The following is a 17,432-nucleotide window of genomic DNA, read 5'->3' on the forward strand; positions in this document are numbered from 1 at the left end:
TTACCGTTTACAGCGAAAAAAAGCGCGCGCCATAAAAGGATAATCACTTGATTGATAACACAATTGTACCTGAACAGTATTTCACACAATTAGCTATCACAGCTGACTTTTTAACTAGCAATGAAATATGTCAGCTAACACAAGAATTTAACGAATGGCTTAAAGAAGCCTTTGCTGATAGCGACATCAGTGATTTACTTTCTGCGCGTGCCGCTTTTGTTGATGCAACCTTGAAAAAGCTTTGGTGTCAACATCACCTCGATGAATATCAAATTAGCTTAGTAGCAGTAGGTGGTTATGGCCGCGGCGAATTACACCCCAAATCTGATGTTGATATTTTACTACTCACTCAAGAGTCCATTGATACCGATTTGGAAGCTAAGATTTCAAGTTTTATCACCCAACTTTGGGATATTAAGCTTGATATTGGTCACAGTGTTCGCTCTATCAAAGAGTGTTTAAAACAAGCCGTTAACGATGTCACTGTTGCCACAAATTTAATGGAGATGCGTCAAATAGCGGGTAATGAAGGCTTAACACAACAATTGCTACCTTTATTACATGAAGATGTTTTTTGGACCTCAGAAAAATTCTTTATCGCTAAATGTAAAGAGCAAGAACAGCGTCATCAACAATATCACGGCGCAGCATACACCTTAGAGCCTAACCTAAAAGCTAACCCTGGCGGATTACGTGATATTCAAACCATAGTTTGGGTGGCAAAAAGACATTTCCTTGCCGACTCTCTAGAGGAACTAGTGCAGCACAACTACCTCTACCCTAACGAATTTTTTGAATTGCTGGAAGCTCAGGATTACTTATGGCGTATGCGCTTTGCACTACATTTTGTTGCTGGTCGTAGTGAAAATAGACTGTTATTTGATTATCAAACCGATGTCGCCAAGATGATGGGCTTTGGTGATGAAGGCAAAGCACCAGTAGAGCGCATGATGAAACGCTTTTTCCGTATTATCGCCCGCGTTGCCGAGTTAAATACCATGCTATTACAGCATTTTGAACAAGCGATTATTAAAAAACCTGAAGAAACCACCATTACCGAGATTAATCAGGATTTTGAGTTAGTTGATACCTTAATTAACACCCGAAACGATCGTATTTTTATGCGCCCGGTAAAAATGATTGAAATGTTTTTAATCATAGCGCAAGAGCCAAACATTAAAGGCATACACTCTCATACCTTACGTTTGATGCGTAACGCTAGACGTCGTTTAATCTCCGGCCTTATTGATTATGCCGAATGTCGCCGTATGTTTATGGCAATCATCAGGCACCCCCGAGGTCTGGGCTTAGCATTTAATTTAATGCATCGTCACGGCATTATTAGCTCGTATTTGCCGCTATGGCGTAGCATAGTCGGGCAAATGCAATTTGACTTATTCCACGCTTACTCAGTGGATGAGCACTCTTATAGGGTCATTAAAAACCTCTACCAATTTAGTTTAAAAGAACACAATCATAAATTCCCGTTATGTAGCAAGATAGTACAAAAGATACGTAAGCCTGAAGTGCTCTATTTAGCAGGTATCTTCCATGACATTGCCAAAGGCCGTGGCGGCGATCACTCTGAGCTTGGCGCAATCGATGCGTTAGAGTTTTGCCAGTCCCATCAAATGAATAAGCATGATGCCAATATGGTTGCTTGGCTGGTTGATAACCATTTACTTATGTCAATTACCGCACAGCGACGCGATATTTCTGATGAAAATGTAATCCGTACCTTTGGTGAAATTGTACGAGACGAAGCTCACTTAAATTACTTGTATTGTTTAACGGTTGCCGACATGCGCGCAACTAACGAAAGCCTATGGAATGGCTGGAAGGCTAACTTACTGGAAGACTTATACTTTAATACCTTACGAGCCTTTCGTCATGGTTTGGAAAAACCAGTAGAGATTCGCTCAAAAATACGTGAAAACCAGCAACAAGCCTTTGAGTTATTAACGCAAGCGGGTATTGAAGAGCAAGTGATTAAGTCTTTGTGGGCAGAATTTAAAGTCGATTATTTTCTGCGTTATTCGCCTGAACAAATCGCCAGACATAATCAGCATATTATTAACCACAATAGAGAAAAGCCTCTGGTATTAATTAGCCCAGAGCCGTATCGCGGCGGTACTGAAGTCTTTATTTTTACCAAAGAAAAAGTGAATACCTTTGCTAGCACAGTATCTTTACTGGGTACAAAAAAGTTATCAATACATGATGCAAAAATCATCACAACAAAAACTGGCTATACCGTTAATACCTTTATTGTCTTAGATAGCCGTGGTAAAACCTTAAAAGAAAGTTACCGTATTGATGAAATATGCCAAGCATTAACGCAAAGGCTCAGCCAAGATAATGTTTGTGATATTCCACTACGGGTACCAACCAAACATATTAAAGAATTTAAGGTGCCAATGCAGGTAAACTTTATTAAGTTACATGCTAAAAACCGCACTATGATAGAAATAATAGCCTTAGATAGGCCGGGCCTTTTAGCGAGTATTGGCCAGGTTTTCCAACAGGAAAAAGTTAATATTCACTCAGCCAAAATCACCACGTTTGGTGAAAAAGCGGATGATGTATTTACTATATCAACGTTAGAAAATAAAGCGTTAAACGAGCAAGAAAAACAAGCGTTAGCCACTAGGTTAACGCAAGAAATAGATTAGCATGCTTACATTCATTACCTTACTCAAAATCATTTTTGGAAAACAATATGAGCGACAACAGTCAATTACAAACAATTATCGAACAAGCCTTTGAGCAAAGAGCTTCCATTACCCCAAATACCGTATCTGATGAAATCAAGCAAGCGGTACTCGATGCCTTAGCCGCTTTAAATGATGGCTCAGGTCGTGTTGCAGAAAAAATTGCTGGCAGCTGGCATGTACATCAATGGCTAAAAAAAGCAGTACTTTTATCGTTTAGAATTTGGGACAACCAAGTGATTGATGGTGCAGAGAGCACCTTTTATGACAAAGTACCGATGAAGTATAGCGACTACAATCAAGATGACTTTATTGCCGACGGTGTCCGCGTAGTACCGGGTGCAAGTGTCAGAACGGGCAGCTTTATCGGTAAAAACGTTGTTGTTATGCCAAGCTTTGTTAATATTGGCGCCTTTGTTGATGAAGGCTGTATGATTGATACATGGGCAACTGTAGGCTCTTGTGCACAAATTGGTAAGAATGTGCATTTATCTGGTGGTGTTGGTATCGGTGGTGTACTAGAGCCATTACAAGCCGGCCCGACAATTATTGAAGATAACTGCTTTATTGGCGCTCGCTCTGAAATTGTTGAAGGTGTTGTTGTCGAGGAAGGCTCGGTAATTTCTATGGGAGTGTATATTGGCCAAAGTACACGCATTTTTGATCGTGAAACTGGCGAAGTCCACTATGGTCGTGTACCTGCTGGCTCAGTTGTCGTACCTGGCAACCTACCATCTAAATGTGGTAACTACAGCTTATATGCTGCCATCATAGTGAAAAAAGTTGATGCCAAAACACGTGCCAAAGTGGGCATTAATGAATTATTACGCTCTGTAGACGAAGCCTAATCATTCAAGCAAACAGAGAAAGTGTTAATTAATTGACACTTTCTCTTTGACCTTAGCTTTCCTCAATAACTTTCCTTAATAAATAGCCGATTATTTATTGACCCCATTATCAAATTCCGTTTGAGTTACAAAAAAATTCAACTATTTTCTTTAGCACTTTCAGATACTTGAATGGTTCACACTGAACAAAAGCTGACTACAATTTATATTGGCATAGCATTTGCCCTATTCATAAATAACAAAATCAATTTAGTTACCTAGTTTAATTAAACAGTAAATTAGCTAACCCGTATTATTAGGTTTATTTATGAAAAACGTCACATTACTTATCGCGCTATTAAGCAGTTTCATTTTAAGTGCATGTGGAAGTACGCAAGCTGTTAGCCAACACGATAACATGCAAAATAACTACTATACCTCACAGTTTAACCACACTAGCTTTACCACTTATAACAAAGACTCAGTAAAGAAGCAGTTAAGCTCAGATCATGAATTAATGATGTCGCTTCTTAATAGACCTATGACACAAGACCAAGCCATGATGTTAGCTTTTGCACAACAAAGAGAAAGCTATCAACATAACGGTAGCGCTACCGGTGTAGCAATCAGGGGCGATAAAGCAAGCGATGATAACCAGCAATACCACCATGCTTATCAAACCCTAATAGCTCAAGATAGCAATAGCGTTATCATCAGTGCGCCTCAATAAAGCTAGTAGACTCGCAGTTCAGCTAGCGTTGCTTCGCTGACCAGCCAAGGCGCTGAAAAACTAACTGCCATTGCGCGTCAAACTCAGCAGTAATGCAAATATTCTTACCCGTTACAGGGTGAACAAATTCTAACGACTTCGCCATTAACATTAGCCGCTTAAAGCCGAATTGTTGATGGAAGAAAGGGTTTTGCTTATTATCCCCATAGTTAATATCGCCAATGATGGGATAACGTAAATGGGCTAGATGACGACGGATTTGATGTCGCCTCCCTGTTATTGGTAACAGCTTTACCAATGAATAACGAACACTATCATATTTACCTAAAGGTATAGGTAAACTTGCCTTAGCAACAGGGTAAGCAAAGGTTTTAGCCTCTTGTGCTGCTTTGTTTTCATTAACAAATTTATCACCAATTTTATCTAGCTTTTCTTTTAACGGATAATCAATTAAACCAGAATCAGCGTTTACGCCTGTCTTACCTTGCAAATCAATATATCCTCTGACCAAGGCATAGTAAGTCTTTTTCATCGCCAATGAATCTACTGATATAAAATCATGGTTAAAATCAGCTTTATTCGCAAATGCTTCACTTAACAAGGTGGCAACGTCTTTGGTTAAAGCAAATAACAGCACACCAGAGGTTGGCCTATCAAGTCGATGAACAGGATAAACATACTGCCCTATTTGATCTCGTACTAATTGCACTGCAAAGTAAATTTCGTCTTTATCCATAAAACTTCGATGAACAAATAAGCCAGCGGGTTTATCAACGGCAACAATATATTCATCTTGATATAAAATGGTTAAATAAGGTTTATCAGCAAGCATCTCTTTTGACGAGCATGCATGTTGAGGAAGTTGACTATCAGGCATATCAGCTAACTCTCTGACAGCAAGTGATCAATTTCAGCAATAACCACACACACAGAACTATCTTTTGCGCTTTTAAAAACTTCTTCTGCTAAAGGAGATAAAGCAATCGAACTTGGTAGCGATGTTCCCGCAGCTATCATTTCAGTTATGCGAGGAATAAATATAAACTGTAACCATTGTGCAAAGGTTAAGGTGTCACAACAAAAAGGCGCAGTACTTGCTAATGCCTCTTTGCTAGGTAAATTTTCTTGCCAATGGCCTGCTTGCATTAATTCAATGGTTAACTTTTTTAATAAAATCGTAGCTTGTTGTGCTTTAGTCATGAAGGTCAAATTTTACTAGGTTAATAACGCTATTATCTCTATAATGACCGCCATTAACAACGAATTATTAACTCGCCTTTTTTCTACACTGCACTTATGAATAATATTGAAACCCTGTCACAACTATTACAATTATCAGATTCACAATACCGTATTTATGATATTGGCCGTAAGATTGAAAAAATATCAAAAGAGCAATTTGAAAAAGTCGAATTAAACCAAATTCCTTACCCTACTCCATCGCAAGGTCATGCCATTTTCGCCATCACTTTTTGGCAAAAGCAATCGCCACAGCCATATCTTTGGTTATTAAAACTCCCACTAGATGAGCGAGGTTTACTTAATCAAGGCGCGAGAAATCACTTTATTGCCATTGTGGTTGAAGCATTAGGCTCAGATTTAACCAAAGATCCAAGCGAACAACAGCAAGAGCTACTAAACAGTAACCCTTATCTTTATACGCCAGCACAATATAAACTCGCCAGTTTAAACAGCAAAATAAAGACAGATTTAAAACAAGCCCCAAGCGAGTATTTTGCGCCGTTTCTGACATACCTTAGTGGCGAACTAGGCTGGCAAAATTGGCAAGCCGTAGGGGTTCAAGGCATCACTGATTTTGCCACACGTATTAATCAAGATAACCACAGCCAAGTTTTGATTTCAGCATTAGCAAATTTACCTGATGAAGTGTTATTTCCACTTTGTAGCGCATTAGAAAATGAACCATTAGCTATTGAAGTCATTGATGCGCTATTAACGCAATTAAAACAAGCGATGCCTGATAGTAACCAGCTAAGCAAACAACAGCATCTACTTAGAAGCTTATCAGCAAACAGCCAGCATCCCCATGTAAAAACATTTATTGCAGGCTTACTATCACAACAAACCGTGGCGTCAGAGCTATTAATTACCTTATCAGGCCGTTGTTGGTCAGCATTGGCAAGTACCGAGCTAATGATGCAATACTTTGAGCATTTAGTTGCCAGTGACGATACTGCATTATTTAACAGCATATTTAAAGACTTAGTGGCGCTTCCTGAATTAAGACCCATAGTATTTCAATGCATGAGAGCACCTAATAGATCAACAAAACTGGCGCAAGCCATTGGACAACTTTTTAATCAAGCTTCATAAGCTTGCTATAAGCAGCGCTTTTTATTCGAGGCAAATAGAGCAATGGAAAACATTTATTATTTACTTATATTTTGCTTATTCTGTTGGTACTTTATTTATTTAAGAAAAGTATCAGAAGCTGGCCGAAAGCATGTTAACCTTTACTGCAAACAAGCTGGCCTACAGTTTATCGCCTTGGCTAGGCGCTCAACTCGGCTCAAGTTCAGCAAAGAAAATGGCTTATTCTTTTATTCCATTTTTGATTTTGACTTTAGTGGTGATGGTGAGTCTCATAATCAAGGTTCGCTGTCCTTAATTGGCTTAAAGCTGGAGCAAGTTGACTTACCAGCCTATAAAATAAATTAAAGATCAGGCATAAAATTATTTATGCTGTGTAGAAAATAGTTGGAGTTTTTGTGCAATTCATACAATCTATTCTGTGTCGAGAAGGCTATGACAACAGAAGCCGTTTTTTAAGTATTTATGCCCTAAGCGTGATCTGCTTTACCGTTCTGGCAAACCTATTTTCAAACTACTTTATTATAGCGCTTATCGCCATGCTCCTGATTGCGGCTATGATAACCCTAACCACGATAAGGCGCTTACGTGATGCTAAACTCAATAAAAATTGGCAATTTGTACCAGGCGCAGCTTTTATTGTTGCTGGCACCATTATTTTGCTATTAGGTAGTAGTGTTAGTTATTGGTTCTTATTAGTTCCTTCAGTATTTTGTTTATTATTAATGACTTACCCAAGTAAGTTATCCAATGAACAACAAACTAGAGATTATATATTAGGCTATTTTGGCCCGGTAGATTTATCTCAATACAAAGAAGCACACAATCAGCATCACGTCAGTAATGATCGAATTGAACCAACCTTAGTAGGTCAAGCAAGCCAAGCTGGAGATATCCATTTTGATGAATTTAACGCTCAAGCACATCAGCCAGAAGATAGTGATACTGCCAGCAGTAACCAGGTGGATTTTGGTGAGCTAATTCGACTTAAACTACTTGGTAATAAAAAGCTACAAATCATCTTGGCAAGTGCTATTGCATTTATATTATTAATCGCCTTTATTGCTAGCCTGATAAAGCCATCTAATGATAATGCCACAAGCTCGCAAAGCAGCCCAACGTCTTCTATGCAAAATGAACTACAGCCAGTTATAGCTACTGAGAGTAGTCAACTTGAGCGACTGCACGCTTTATCTATGCCTGATAATTTCGAGCTATATTTATCACAACACCAAGGCGTAACCATAGCTTGGCAAGCTGATGATGTTAACAATGGCTTATTATGGTCACAATTAAGCGCTAAGGGTGACAGTAGCTGCCAAGCTATCAAGTTTAATAAAGGCAAAGGCTTTAGACCGCTCAATGTGCAAGTAGAAGGTAAAATTAACTACTTCGCCAACTTCTCGCCACTTGATAGCCAGGCGCTCATTAAGGCACTTGCTGTTAGAGGTAATTTCTCTTTATGCGGCTATAGCTTCTCCTTAAAAGGAAGCCAAGCGGCATTAGGTAAAAATAATCAATACGCTGACTTGCTAAACTAAAAACACTTCGCAAATAAGCAATAAAAAAGCCGCAACCTTGCTCAAGGTTGCGGCTTTATCAAAATGAGTAATCAACTTTGGCTAGTTAAAGCCGATACCCTCTTTTAACAGTGCCTCATAAATAGCTGTCATAGCTATGGTATTTTCTGTTAACGAATCGTCCCACTTACTTCGTTTTTCAAAACCAAGCTCACTTAATTTGAAATAGTAATGACTGTCTAAATCACTCGCATCTAAGCAGGCTTTAGTACAACCAAGCTCACAGCCATCAATTGCTATAATCGGCCTACCTGACTTAGCCAAAGCCATGATAGGCTCAACTTTACCAACGACCCCAGAAATACAGGACATTTCTGCTAAGCCGTCGCCATCTATATTAACCGAGATATTATGCGCCATTTGCGCTAAATTTGAACAGCCAGAGCATGAATAAACAATAGGCTTTTCTGCCTGATGAGCCTTATCCACCTTAGCTGTAGCATAGTTAGTTAACTGCTTTTTTTGTGCTGCCATCGTTACACCCTTTAATAGCATCAATTTTCGTCAGTATAACGGCATAACTAGTTAGTTATTTGATCTATATCAAAGACATAAGCTTAACCACAATAAAGATAAGGTTATTGGTGTTTATCGCCAACTTTGTAACATAGCTGTTAGTTTATCTATAGCTAAATATTGCTCACAGGCATGACTTACCCGCTCAATAGCCTCCTCTTCGAGACTGTCTAAACTAGGCTGAATATTAGTTTTCAGGCCCAGCCAGCTAATCAGTAGTTGTAAGGCACTTGGGTTATCAAATAAACCATGTAAATAACAGCCTGCTATTTGTTGATCATTTGAAACAAAGCCCTGCTCTTCACCACCTAGTGTCAACATTGCTGAAGGCTTATCTTCTGCTAAGGTATTCGTTAATAACTGAGTGACACCTGCGTGAATTTCATAGCCAGAAACCTCACTTTTAGCCTCTCCAAGCATCATGGTACCGGCAGCATTAACAAGCGTTTTCTCACTAGCTAATTCAGTTTCTATTGGGAAGTAGCCAAGCCCTTTTGAACTACCTGCCTGCCCTTCAATAGCATGCGGATCATGAATTACTTGACCTAACATTTGATAACCACCACAAATACCAATAAGTTTACCGCCATAGCGTAAGTGCCGAGCAATATCCTGATGCCAACCTCGTGCATATAAAAACGCTAAATCTGAGCGGACATTTTTACTCCCAGGCAAGATGATCAAATCACATGCAGGAATACTGACCTTTGTCTTTTCGTTTTTAGCAAATAAGAACTGACAGTTAATATGTGGGTGATGGCGTAAAATATCAAAATCAGTATGATTGCTCATATGAGGGTACACTAGAACAACAATCTCAACTTTAGTATTCGCTTTATCATAACTTTGGCTTGTGGTTAGCGCATCTTCTGATGATATATCTAAGCCATGCAAATAAGGTAAAACACCTAACACAGGTTTATTGGTTTTTCTCTCCAGCCATTCAAGTCCAGGTTCAAGTAAACTGATATCTCCCCGAAATCGATTGATAACAAAACCAATAACCCTGTCTTGCTCTGATTGAGAGAGCAACATTAAAGTGCCAACCAATTGCGCAAAAACACCGCCCTTATCAATATCTGCAACAATAATAACTGGGCAGTCTACTGCTTCAGCAAAACCCATATTGGCAATATCACCTTCACGTAAATTAACTTCAGCCGGGCTACCAGCCCCTTCCACAACAATAAGTTGATAATTTTCCTTAAGCTTTTTATGAGAGTGTAAAACAGCCTGCATAGCGACTTTTTTATAATCATGGTAACTTTCTGCTTCCATATTACTGAGCGCTTTACCATGAACAATAACCTGAGCGCCAGTATCGCTGTTAGGTTTTAGCAAAATCGGATTAAAATCTACCGATAACGCCACCCTCGCAGCTTTAGCTTGTAGGGCTTGCGCTCTACCAATTTCACCACCACAAGGTGTTACAGCACTATTTAATGCCATATTCTGTGGTTTAAATGGTGCCACTTTTACCTGCTTATCGGCAAATAAACGACAAAGCCCTGCAACTAAGGTAGTTTTACCGGCATCAGACGTGGTGCCCTGAATCATAATTGTTTGACAGTTTGTCATCATATCAACCTAAAGAGTAACTAAGAAATTAGTGGCGTAGCAATGTGCTTAACTTGATAGTGTAGAGAAGCACTTGAGCTAGATTCAACTAAACTAAGGTTCTCAGAATTAAGCGGATTATCAGAATTAAGCGACGAAATGACTATTCTAGTTAAGCTGCCATTGGCAATGGCTAAGGTGCTATACAAGCTAGGATTGGTCCAATCAAGGTTTAAAATGTGCGCCAAAATCATTCGAATAACACCACCATGGCATACCAGCAACAGCTTTTTCTGCTTATTTTTGCAGGTCACACCTTGATGAACTACTTGGCTAAGCAATTGTTGCCACATTTGAATAATACGGCGATTAAAGTCAATAAGAGGCTCAGCTAAAGGTAAGTTCACCTGTGCCGGATTTTGCCAAAACGCTTCCAGCAATGACCAAGGCTTTTGCTGACTAACTTGTGGAAATGCACTTAAGTCAACCGTTTCAAGCTCATCAAATGAAACGCCATCCAAAAGGCCAAAATTCATTTCTTGCAGTGTTGATAATGTTTTAACTTCAGTCTTTGTTTGTCTGCCAATAAGCTGAGCTAAGCTCCTACAGCGCGTTAACGGCGATGTATATATCTCATCATAATGACCTGTTGAGGAGTTATCATAACTTCTATCTATAAACTGCGATAACTTTGTCACTATCTTATGATTTTCTTCAGCCGCCACAAAAGCATCAGTAACCCCATATAAAGCAGGTGGTGCATCGACTTTTCCATGGCGTAAAAGATCTATTTCTATCAAGTTAAACACCTATTCACCTACTTATTACCTATTCACCTAGTGCATCAGGGCTAGCAGAGCTATTTTGTCGCTTAATTTGCATTGGGATACCCGCTGTAACTAAGGTCACTTTATCAGCCAGTTGTGCGATAGCCTGATTTAACCAGCCACAATAATCGACAAACAAGCGTGTCTGCTCACCAAGAGGAATAACACCTAAACCAACTTCATTACTCACCAAAGTAATCTGCACTGTTGATTGCATAGAATGCTCTGCTAGACAAGAAACTAATTCATCAATTGCAGAGCTAACATGCTGTTCAATTAAATCCTTGCGCACCTCGGCCCCTTTAGCCATTAACTGCTGTTCTTTATCGTATATTAGGTTATTAAGCCATAAGGTAAGGCAATCAACCAATACTACTTGTCGGTGCTTAAATGATGCTATCAGCTGAACAAGATCATTTGGGCACTCATGTAATTGCCAATGGTTACTTCTATCTTTTTGATGTTTAGCAATACGCTTAGCCATTTCATTATCAAACGCAGTTGCTGTGGCAACATATAATGGCTTTATTTTTTCGGCTTGAGCTTGTTGTAAAACGTTGCGTTCTGCAAAGCTTGATTTACCCGAACGGGCACCACCTAAAACTAAATGAATCATAAAAATAAGCCCGTTACATTAATAGAGAAACGCCAAAACAACTAAATAGATAAGCAATTCATTGATTTGCTGTGCAGCACCTAAACAATCGCCAGTAAAACCGCCAATCCGGCTTTTTAACCAACGACTAAAACCAAGTTGAAAAAACATGAGCACACATAAAAGTGCGACTGAAACTAACCAAGAAAACAACAGTAACGGAATTAAACCTATAGCAAATAACATAAGCAGATCACTCACTGTTTGCTTATTCGCAAGCGGTTTACTTTTACTACTTGATACCTCGCTCACATAAGGTAAAGTAGAAATAAGACTTGCAGCAAATGCCCTTGATAAGCTTGAAGCGAGCACTAAAGTAGTTATTAGCTCGATATTCCCCACATGAGCAATATTCACTAACAACTGAAACTTTAATACTAGCGCTAACATCAAAGTTATGGCGCCATACGTACCTAAACGACTATCTTTCATGATCTCTAGTCGTCGTGATACTTCAAGCGCACCACCTATACCATCAGCCATATCCGCTAAGCCATCTTCATGAAAGGCTCCAGTTAATAGCACACTGATAATCATAGTAATGATAATGGCAACATCGACTGGGAATATCTGGCCCAAAACCAAGTAAACACTCGCTAAAACTAAACCGAGAAATAAGCCTACCAGTGAAAAATAACGATTTGCGCAATTTAACAAATATGCAGAGTAGCGCGTACTTTTAGGTACAGGTATACGAGTAAAAAAGCTAACAGCAAGAAAAAACAAATTTAGTTGGTATTTGAAGGCGCCATACTTTGTTTGCTCCTTGGTTAAATTGTCGCTAGCTTTAGCCACTAAACTGTGACCCCAGCACTATCAAAGCTTGCCATATCATTATAAAAAGCAATAGCAGCGAGCAATAACTGGTAACATAACACAGCACCTGTGCCCTCCCCTAAACGTAGCTGTAAATCGAGTAAGGCTACATCACGCCCTTTACCGACAATATGTTCTAATAGTAAGGCATGTGCTTTTTCTTGAGATACATGGCTAAAGACCAAGTAGTCAGTAACATGTTTATCCAGTTTTTGTGCAATTAGCGCAGCGACTGAAACAATAAAGCCATCAATAACAACAGCAACCTGACGGCTTGCTGATGCCAAGATTGCGCCAACCATTTGCATTATTTCAAAGCCACCTAGTTCACTAACGATTCGATAAATGACTTGAGCAGAAGGTTGCTGCTGCAAATCGATATCAATTCGAGCGATTGCTTGCTCAATCAGTGACGTTTTCTTGCTCAACTGCTCATCAGTAATACCTGTACCTCGGCCAACACACACATCAACAGTTAACCCGGTTAGTGCTGACATTATGGCAGCGGCAGAGCTTGTATTACCTATGCCCATTTCCCCCAATAGTAATAGTTCACTACCTTGCTCTATTTGACGCAAAGCTATTGCCTTTCCATAAGCTAAGCACTGTTCTACCTGCGCTATACTCATCGCGGCTTGCTTACTAAAATTATTGGTTCCAGCTGCTATTCGCTGCGCTATAAATTCTACTTCCGCTTTGCTTAGCATAGCTTCACTCTCAGTAATAGGAGTGATAATTCCACAATCTATTACCGCTAGCTTAAGGTTACTCACCTGACAAAAACAATTAATCGCCGCGCCGCCTTGTAGAAAATTAAGCACCATTTGCCTGGTTACCGCACTTGGGGCAATACTGACGTTCTCTTCATTAATACCGTGATCACCAGCAAAAATTAGCACACTCGGTTTAGCCAGTGATAACTTAGGTAGGAGTGCTAAATTTAAATCAGAAGTGCCTTGTCGTTGATATTGAATAAGCGCAAGCTGCTTGGCAAGCGTTTCAAGTTTACCTAATGAAGCAACAGGTTTGGTTTTGTTATCAATAAATGTTTGAATAGAGCTGGATGCAGATGTAGATAAAGGGTTAATTTCCATCATAAAAAGAGATCGTTAATATTTTTAACCATGGTATGTTAAAACGACACTTAAGCCCACGGCATTTACTAATAAATTTATTATTAAATATAAAAAAAGCTTTTACTCAAATAAGTAAAAGCTTTATTAACTGAATTTGTATTGGCTTACGAGGCTTTGCCTCTGCGGGATATGTAGCGAATTGATAAAGCATATAAGCAAAAACTAATCAAGAACATAAATAACATAATAGACTCTGCTATTTGTAAGTATTCACCTAATAAGCCAATACCGGACATAAAGGCAGCAACAATAGAAATAGAAGCTAATGTTTGCTTAGGTGACAAACCTGCTCTTTGCAACATATGGTGTAAATGATCACGATCAGGCTTAAAAGGAGATTTACCATTTTTATATCGGCGCACAACAATGGCTAACATGTCCATTAGTGGAATCGCACAAATCCACAACGCCGTTACTGGTCGAAATGACGCTTGCTCACCTTGCGTGCCCATAGTTAATAGCCAAATAACACTTAAGCCAACAAACATGCTACCAGCATCACCCATAAATATTTTTTTAGTTTCTCGCTTAAATAAGCCCAGATTAAACATTAAGTAGGGTAAAGTAGCCGTAGCTAAAATTAACGGGTAACTTAAATAATCTGTCTGACCACTCATTAAGAATAATAAAGCTACAGAGGTAAAAGTATTAATACTCAAGCTACCAATAAGGCCATCAATACCATCGATCATATTATAAGCATTAATCACCACAATAATGGAAATATAAGTAAAAATAATACCGAAGGGGCCTAAATTAACATCACCGAGTGAAAATAGATTACCTAAATTAGCGATATAGCCGCCAACGCCATATATCATAAGGCTAGCAATAATGATCTGACCAACAATTCGTACTCTGACTCTTAAGTCGAATTTATCGTCTAAAGCCCCTATAAACACCATCATGGCCGAGGCTATTAAATACATTCGCAGCTCTAAAGTGTTCGGTAACCAAAGCAGGCTTGCTGCCAATACAGCAAGAAAAATAGAAATGCCGCCAATTAAGGGGATATGACCATCATGTTGCTTTCGCTCACATGGTTTATCTACTAAGCCCACTTCAATTGCGACGGGTTTAAAAAACTGTATCGCTAAAAATGCGAAAATAAAGGTGGATAGTATGGTCGCTAATATATACATTTAAGGTCCAAATATTGGTCTTAGTTTCTTGCTACAGTATATTATTTGAGTAACAACTCTATAAAAGAGCTTTTCGGCGTATTATATGTGATTAATTACCAAAACAAAAGCAAAGCGACTGTTTCTTCATACAAAAAACACTTTGCTAATGACTTATAAACACTGGTTAGCTACCTATAAGCATAAATAGCGTTAACCTTAGTTAGCTTTTTGCAAAAAATCAACGTACCAAGGCATAGCCTTGACTATTCCTTGAGATATTTTGAATTCCGGCTGATATCCAAGCAAACTTTGCGCCTTAGATATATCCGCTTGAGAATGCCTTACATCACCAGCACGAAAATCTCTATATACAGGTTGCTTTAAATAACTTATTTCATTTTCTTTCAAAGTAGAGGCTAGACTTGAAAATAACTCATTTAAGGAGGTTCTATCACCTAATGCTACGTTATAGACTTGGTTTTTAGCTTCTTGACTGGCTGTTGCCGCTAAAATATTCGCCTGTACGGCATTTTCGATAAAGCAAAAATCTCTACTTGTTTCACCGTCACCATTAATGTAAACATCTTCATTTGCTATCATAGCAGCAGTCCATTTAGGAATTACCGCAGCATAAGCACCATCAGGGTCTTGTCTTTTGCCAAAAACATTAAAGTAACGAAGACCTGTGCTATTTAAACCATAAGTTTTTTGAAAAACATCCGCATATAATTCATTAACATACTTAGTTACAGCGTAAGGAGACAAAGGCTTCCCTATAGTATCTTCCACTTTGGGAAGGCCTGGATGGTCGCCATAAGTAGAGCTTGAAGCGGCATAAACAAAAGTTGCTACTTTCGCTTCTTTAGCTGCAACTAACATATTTAGAAAACCAGTAATATTTGCACTATTGGTTAACAGAGGGTCTGCTATTGAACGTGGTACTGAGCCCAAAGCGGCTTGATGCAAAATATAATCACTGCCAGTAACGGCTGCTTGGCAATCTTCTAAATTACGAATATCGCCCTGGATAAACTTAAAGTTGCTCCATAAATCATCACCTACTTGCTGCTTGACTTCATCAAGATTTCTTTGGTGACCCGTAGCAAAGTTATCAAGACCTATGACCTTTTGCTTTAAACCTAGTAAGGTTTCCAATAAATTTGAACCAATAAAACCGGCACAGCCCGTGATCAACCAGGTCTTTGGCTGTTGCAATAACTCATTTTGAATTTTTTGATAGGTGCTCATCTGTGAAATTTTCCTTTAATACAGAAATAAAGAGCTCAGAAATAAAAAGCTCAGAAATAAAAAGCTCAACCGAAGTTGAGCATTTGGGTCCTATAGACGAATATCAGCAATTTCTGGATCTAACATATACTTTAAATCATAGATAATATGCTCAGGCTTCATCATCGCACGAATATCAGCCCCTGAAAGTACCTTAAACTCATTGTGAGCAACAGCAAAAATCACAGCATCATAATACCCAGCTTTAGGCTTATTGATAAGCTCAACACCGTATTCAGATTTTGCTTCTTGGGCATCAACCCATGGATCGTATACCTCAAGGTTAATATCATACTCTTCTAACTCTGAGATAATATCAACAACCTTAGTGTTTCTAACATCTGGGCAGTTTTCTTTAAAAGTAAGCCCCATAATAAGCACATTAGCACCACTAACCGCAAGTTTTGCTTTTAACATTGCCTTAACGAGTTGAGAAACAACATACTCACCCATAGAGTCATTAATACGACGACCCGCTAATATAACTTCAGGGTTATAACCAATAGCTTGGGCTTTATGCGTTAGATAATAAGGATCTACGCCAATGCAATGTCCACCGACAAGACCTGGACGAAACGGTAAGAAATTCCACTTTGTTCCAGCGGCTTTTAGTACTTCTTCAGTATCAATATTAAGCTTATTAAATATAACAGCTAGTTCATTAATCAAGGCAATATTAAGATCACGTTGGGTATTCTCAATAACTTTTGCCGCTTCTGCTACTTGAATACTTGAAGCTTTATACGTGCCCGCTGTGATAATAGATGCATATAAATCATCAATAAAATTTGCAATTTCAGGTGTTGAGCCTGAAGTAACCTTTAAGATATTGGTTACCCTGTGCTCTTTATCGCCTGGGTTTATTCTCTCAGGGCTATAACCTCCGTAAAAGTCCTGGTTAAAGACTAAACCAGAATGTTTTTCTATTTCAGGAATACAAACATCTTCTGTAGCCCCTGGATAAACAGTAGATTCATAAATAACAATGTCGCCCTGTGCTACCACTTGCGCTAGCATCTTACTTGCGCTAATAAGCGGAGTCAGATCTGGCTGCTTATGCTCATCAATAGGGGTAGGTACGGTAACAATATAAACATTACAACTAGCCAGCTCATCAACATTGGCAGTGTAACTAATTAACTTAGGCTCAGCTAGCTCCTCATCACTAACTTCCATGGTTGTATCATGACCAGCTTTTAACTGGCTAATACGGTTTGCATTAATATCAAAACCTACTGTCTGATATTTTTTGCCAAACTCTACCGCTAGAGGTAAGCCGACATAGCCTAAGCCGACAATAGCAATTTTTATATCTTTCATATTATCCAAAATACT

17 protein-coding genes are annotated in these 17,432 nt (G+C 38.9%); 6 read left to right on the forward strand and 11 right to left on the reverse strand.

The features are described 5' to 3' along the window. The first annotated feature begins 47 nt into the window (after positions 1-47). The 3 genes from glnD to EMK97_RS05145 all read left to right on the forward strand — a co-directional run bounded on the left by glnD (position 48) and on the right by EMK97_RS05145 (position 4,268). A complete protein-coding gene (glnD, locus tag EMK97_RS05135; RefSeq protein WP_246028888.1) occupies positions 48-2,672 on the forward strand; it encodes a [protein-PII] uridylyltransferase in 2,625 nt (874 codons plus the stop codon). 47 nt (positions 2,673-2,719) lie between these two features. Further along, a complete protein-coding gene (dapD, locus tag EMK97_RS05140; RefSeq protein WP_130600041.1) occupies positions 2,720-3,559 on the forward strand; it encodes a 2,3,4,5-tetrahydropyridine-2,6-dicarboxylate N-succinyltransferase in 840 nt (279 codons plus the stop codon). Between the two features lie 307 nt (positions 3,560-3,866). Then, complete coding sequence (locus tag EMK97_RS05145) at positions 3,867-4,268, forward strand: hypothetical protein (RefSeq protein ID WP_130600043.1); 402 nt, start codon at positions 3,867-3,869, stop codon at positions 4,266-4,268. A gap of 22 nt (positions 4,269-4,290) precedes the next feature. Here EMK97_RS05145 and EMK97_RS05150 read toward each other — a convergent pair whose 3' ends face one another. Both EMK97_RS05150 and EMK97_RS05155 read right to left on the reverse strand, forming a co-directional pair. After that, the gene (locus EMK97_RS05150; RefSeq protein ID WP_211342272.1) at positions 4,291-5,145 is read right to left on the reverse strand and encodes a pseudouridine synthase; all 855 of its coding nucleotides are present in this window, start codon (positions 5,143-5,145) and stop codon (positions 4,291-4,293) included. Positions 5,146-5,150: 5 nt separating this feature from the next. Then, positions 5,151-5,468, reverse strand: coding sequence for a YqcC family protein (locus EMK97_RS05155; RefSeq protein WP_130600045.1), 318 nt, complete (start codon positions 5,466-5,468; stop codon positions 5,151-5,153). Positions 5,469-5,564: 96 nt separating this feature from the next. On the opposite strand from EMK97_RS05155, the gene EMK97_RS05160 reads away from it, so the two are divergent. From EMK97_RS05160 to EMK97_RS05170, 3 genes are read left to right on the forward strand one after another with little or no spacing between them, the layout of a single operon-like run. After that, positions 5,565-6,602 carry a DUF3549 family protein gene (locus tag EMK97_RS05160; protein WP_130600047.1) on the forward strand — a complete coding sequence of 346 codons (1,038 nt, stop codon included), beginning with the start codon at positions 5,565-5,567 and terminating at the stop codon, positions 6,600-6,602. A gap of 42 nt (positions 6,603-6,644) precedes the next feature. Continuing rightward, positions 6,645-6,947, forward strand: coding sequence for a DUF3301 domain-containing protein (locus EMK97_RS05165; RefSeq protein WP_130600049.1), 303 nt, complete (start codon positions 6,645-6,647; stop codon positions 6,945-6,947). Positions 6,948-6,997: 50 nt separating this feature from the next. After that, positions 6,998-8,140, forward strand: coding sequence for a hypothetical protein (locus EMK97_RS05170; protein ID WP_130600051.1), 1,143 nt, complete (start codon positions 6,998-7,000; stop codon positions 8,138-8,140). A gap of 81 nt (positions 8,141-8,221) precedes the next feature. Here EMK97_RS05170 and EMK97_RS05175 read toward each other — a convergent pair whose 3' ends face one another. The 9 genes from EMK97_RS05175 to tviB form a co-directional block, all read right to left on the reverse strand. Next, a complete protein-coding gene (locus EMK97_RS05175; RefSeq protein ID WP_130600053.1) occupies positions 8,222-8,653 on the reverse strand; it encodes a putative zinc-binding protein in 432 nt (143 codons plus the stop codon). A gap of 114 nt (positions 8,654-8,767) precedes the next feature. Further along, entirely contained in the window at positions 8,768-10,276 is a 1,509-nt protein-coding gene (locus EMK97_RS05180; RefSeq protein WP_246028889.1) for a cobyric acid synthase, read from the reverse strand. A gap of 17 nt (positions 10,277-10,293) precedes the next feature. After that, positions 10,294-11,061, reverse strand: a complete 768-nt coding sequence (locus EMK97_RS05185; RefSeq protein ID WP_130600055.1) for a histidine phosphatase family protein — start codon at positions 11,059-11,061, stop codon at positions 10,294-10,296. Between the two features lie 19 nt (positions 11,062-11,080). Beyond that, positions 11,081-11,695 (reverse strand): bifunctional adenosylcobinamide kinase/adenosylcobinamide-phosphate guanylyltransferase, encoded by a 615-nt coding sequence (gene cobU, locus EMK97_RS05190; protein ID WP_130600057.1) that lies wholly within the window; start codon positions 11,693-11,695, stop codon positions 11,081-11,083. An 18-nt stretch (positions 11,696-11,713) separates the two neighbouring features. Beyond that, a complete protein-coding gene (locus EMK97_RS05195) occupies positions 11,714-12,529 on the reverse strand; it encodes an adenosylcobinamide-GDP ribazoletransferase (protein WP_130600059.1) in 816 nt (271 codons plus the stop codon). Beyond that, positions 12,529-13,647: a nicotinate-nucleotide--dimethylbenzimidazole phosphoribosyltransferase gene (cobT, locus tag EMK97_RS05200; protein ID WP_130600061.1), complete on the reverse strand. Its 1,119-nt coding sequence runs from the start codon at positions 13,645-13,647 to the stop codon at positions 12,529-12,531. The genes EMK97_RS05195 and cobT overlap by 1 nt, the downstream gene beginning before the upstream one ends. Positions 13,648-13,790: 143 nt before the next feature. After that, positions 13,791-14,828 carry a UDP-N-acetylglucosamine--undecaprenyl-phosphate N-acetylglucosaminephosphotransferase gene (gene wecA / locus EMK97_RS05205; protein WP_130600063.1) on the reverse strand — a complete coding sequence of 346 codons (1,038 nt, stop codon included), beginning with the start codon at positions 14,826-14,828 and terminating at the stop codon, positions 13,791-13,793. Positions 14,829-15,026: 198 nt separating this feature from the next. After that, a complete protein-coding gene (locus EMK97_RS05210) occupies positions 15,027-16,058 on the reverse strand; it encodes an NAD-dependent epimerase/dehydratase family protein (protein ID WP_130600065.1) in 1,032 nt (343 codons plus the stop codon). A gap of 90 nt (positions 16,059-16,148) precedes the next feature. Next, positions 16,149-17,417 carry a Vi polysaccharide biosynthesis UDP-N-acetylglucosamine C-6 dehydrogenase TviB gene (gene tviB / locus EMK97_RS05215; RefSeq protein ID WP_425462181.1) on the reverse strand — a complete coding sequence of 423 codons (1,269 nt, stop codon included), beginning with the start codon at positions 17,415-17,417 and terminating at the stop codon, positions 16,149-16,151. Positions 17,418-17,432 lie beyond the last annotated feature (15 nt).

It is taken from the genome of Litorilituus sediminis (genome assembly GCF_004295665.1).
GTDB lineage: Bacteria > Pseudomonadota > Gammaproteobacteria > Enterobacterales > Alteromonadaceae > Colwellia > Colwellia sediminis.

What these genes read in the sequence shown, in the direction of transcription:
- dapD (WP_130600041.1), top strand. Translation starts at nt 2,720, where the DNA reads ATGAGCGACAACAGTCAATTACAAACAATTATCGAACAAGCCTTTGAG.
- EMK97_RS05145 (WP_130600043.1), top strand. Translation starts at nt 3,867, where the DNA reads ATGAAAAACGTCACATTACTTATCGCGCTATTAAGCAGTTTCATTTTA.
- EMK97_RS05150 (WP_211342272.1), bottom strand. Translation starts at nt 5,145, where the DNA reads ATGCCTGATAGTCAACTTCCTCAACATGCATGCTCGTCAAAAGAGATG.
- EMK97_RS05155 (WP_130600045.1), bottom strand. Translation starts at nt 5,468, where the DNA reads ATGACTAAAGCACAACAAGCTACGATTTTATTAAAAAAGTTAACCATT.
- EMK97_RS05160 (WP_130600047.1), top strand. Translation starts at nt 5,565, where the DNA reads ATGAATAATATTGAAACCCTGTCACAACTATTACAATTATCAGATTCA.
- EMK97_RS05165 (WP_130600049.1), top strand. Translation starts at nt 6,645, where the DNA reads ATGGAAAACATTTATTATTTACTTATATTTTGCTTATTCTGTTGGTAC.
- EMK97_RS05175 (WP_130600053.1), bottom strand. Translation starts at nt 8,653, where the DNA reads ATGGCAGCACAAAAAAAGCAGTTAACTAACTATGCTACAGCTAAGGTG.
- EMK97_RS05180 (WP_246028889.1), bottom strand. Translation starts at nt 10,276, where the DNA reads ATGATGACAAACTGTCAAACAATTATGATTCAGGGCACCACGTCTGAT.
- cobU (WP_130600057.1), bottom strand. Translation starts at nt 11,695, where the DNA reads ATGATTCATTTAGTTTTAGGTGGTGCCCGTTCGGGTAAATCAAGCTTT.
- cobT (WP_130600061.1), bottom strand. Translation starts at nt 13,647, where the DNA reads ATGATGGAAATTAACCCTTTATCTACATCTGCATCCAGCTCTATTCAA.
- wecA (WP_130600063.1), bottom strand. Translation starts at nt 14,828, where the DNA reads ATGTATATATTAGCGACCATACTATCCACCTTTATTTTCGCATTTTTA.
- EMK97_RS05210 (WP_130600065.1), bottom strand. Translation starts at nt 16,058, where the DNA reads ATGAGCACCTATCAAAAAATTCAAAATGAGTTATTGCAACAGCCAAAG.
- tviB (WP_425462181.1), bottom strand. Translation starts at nt 17,417, where the DNA reads ATGAAAGATATAAAAATTGCTATTGTCGGCTTAGGCTATGTCGGCTTA.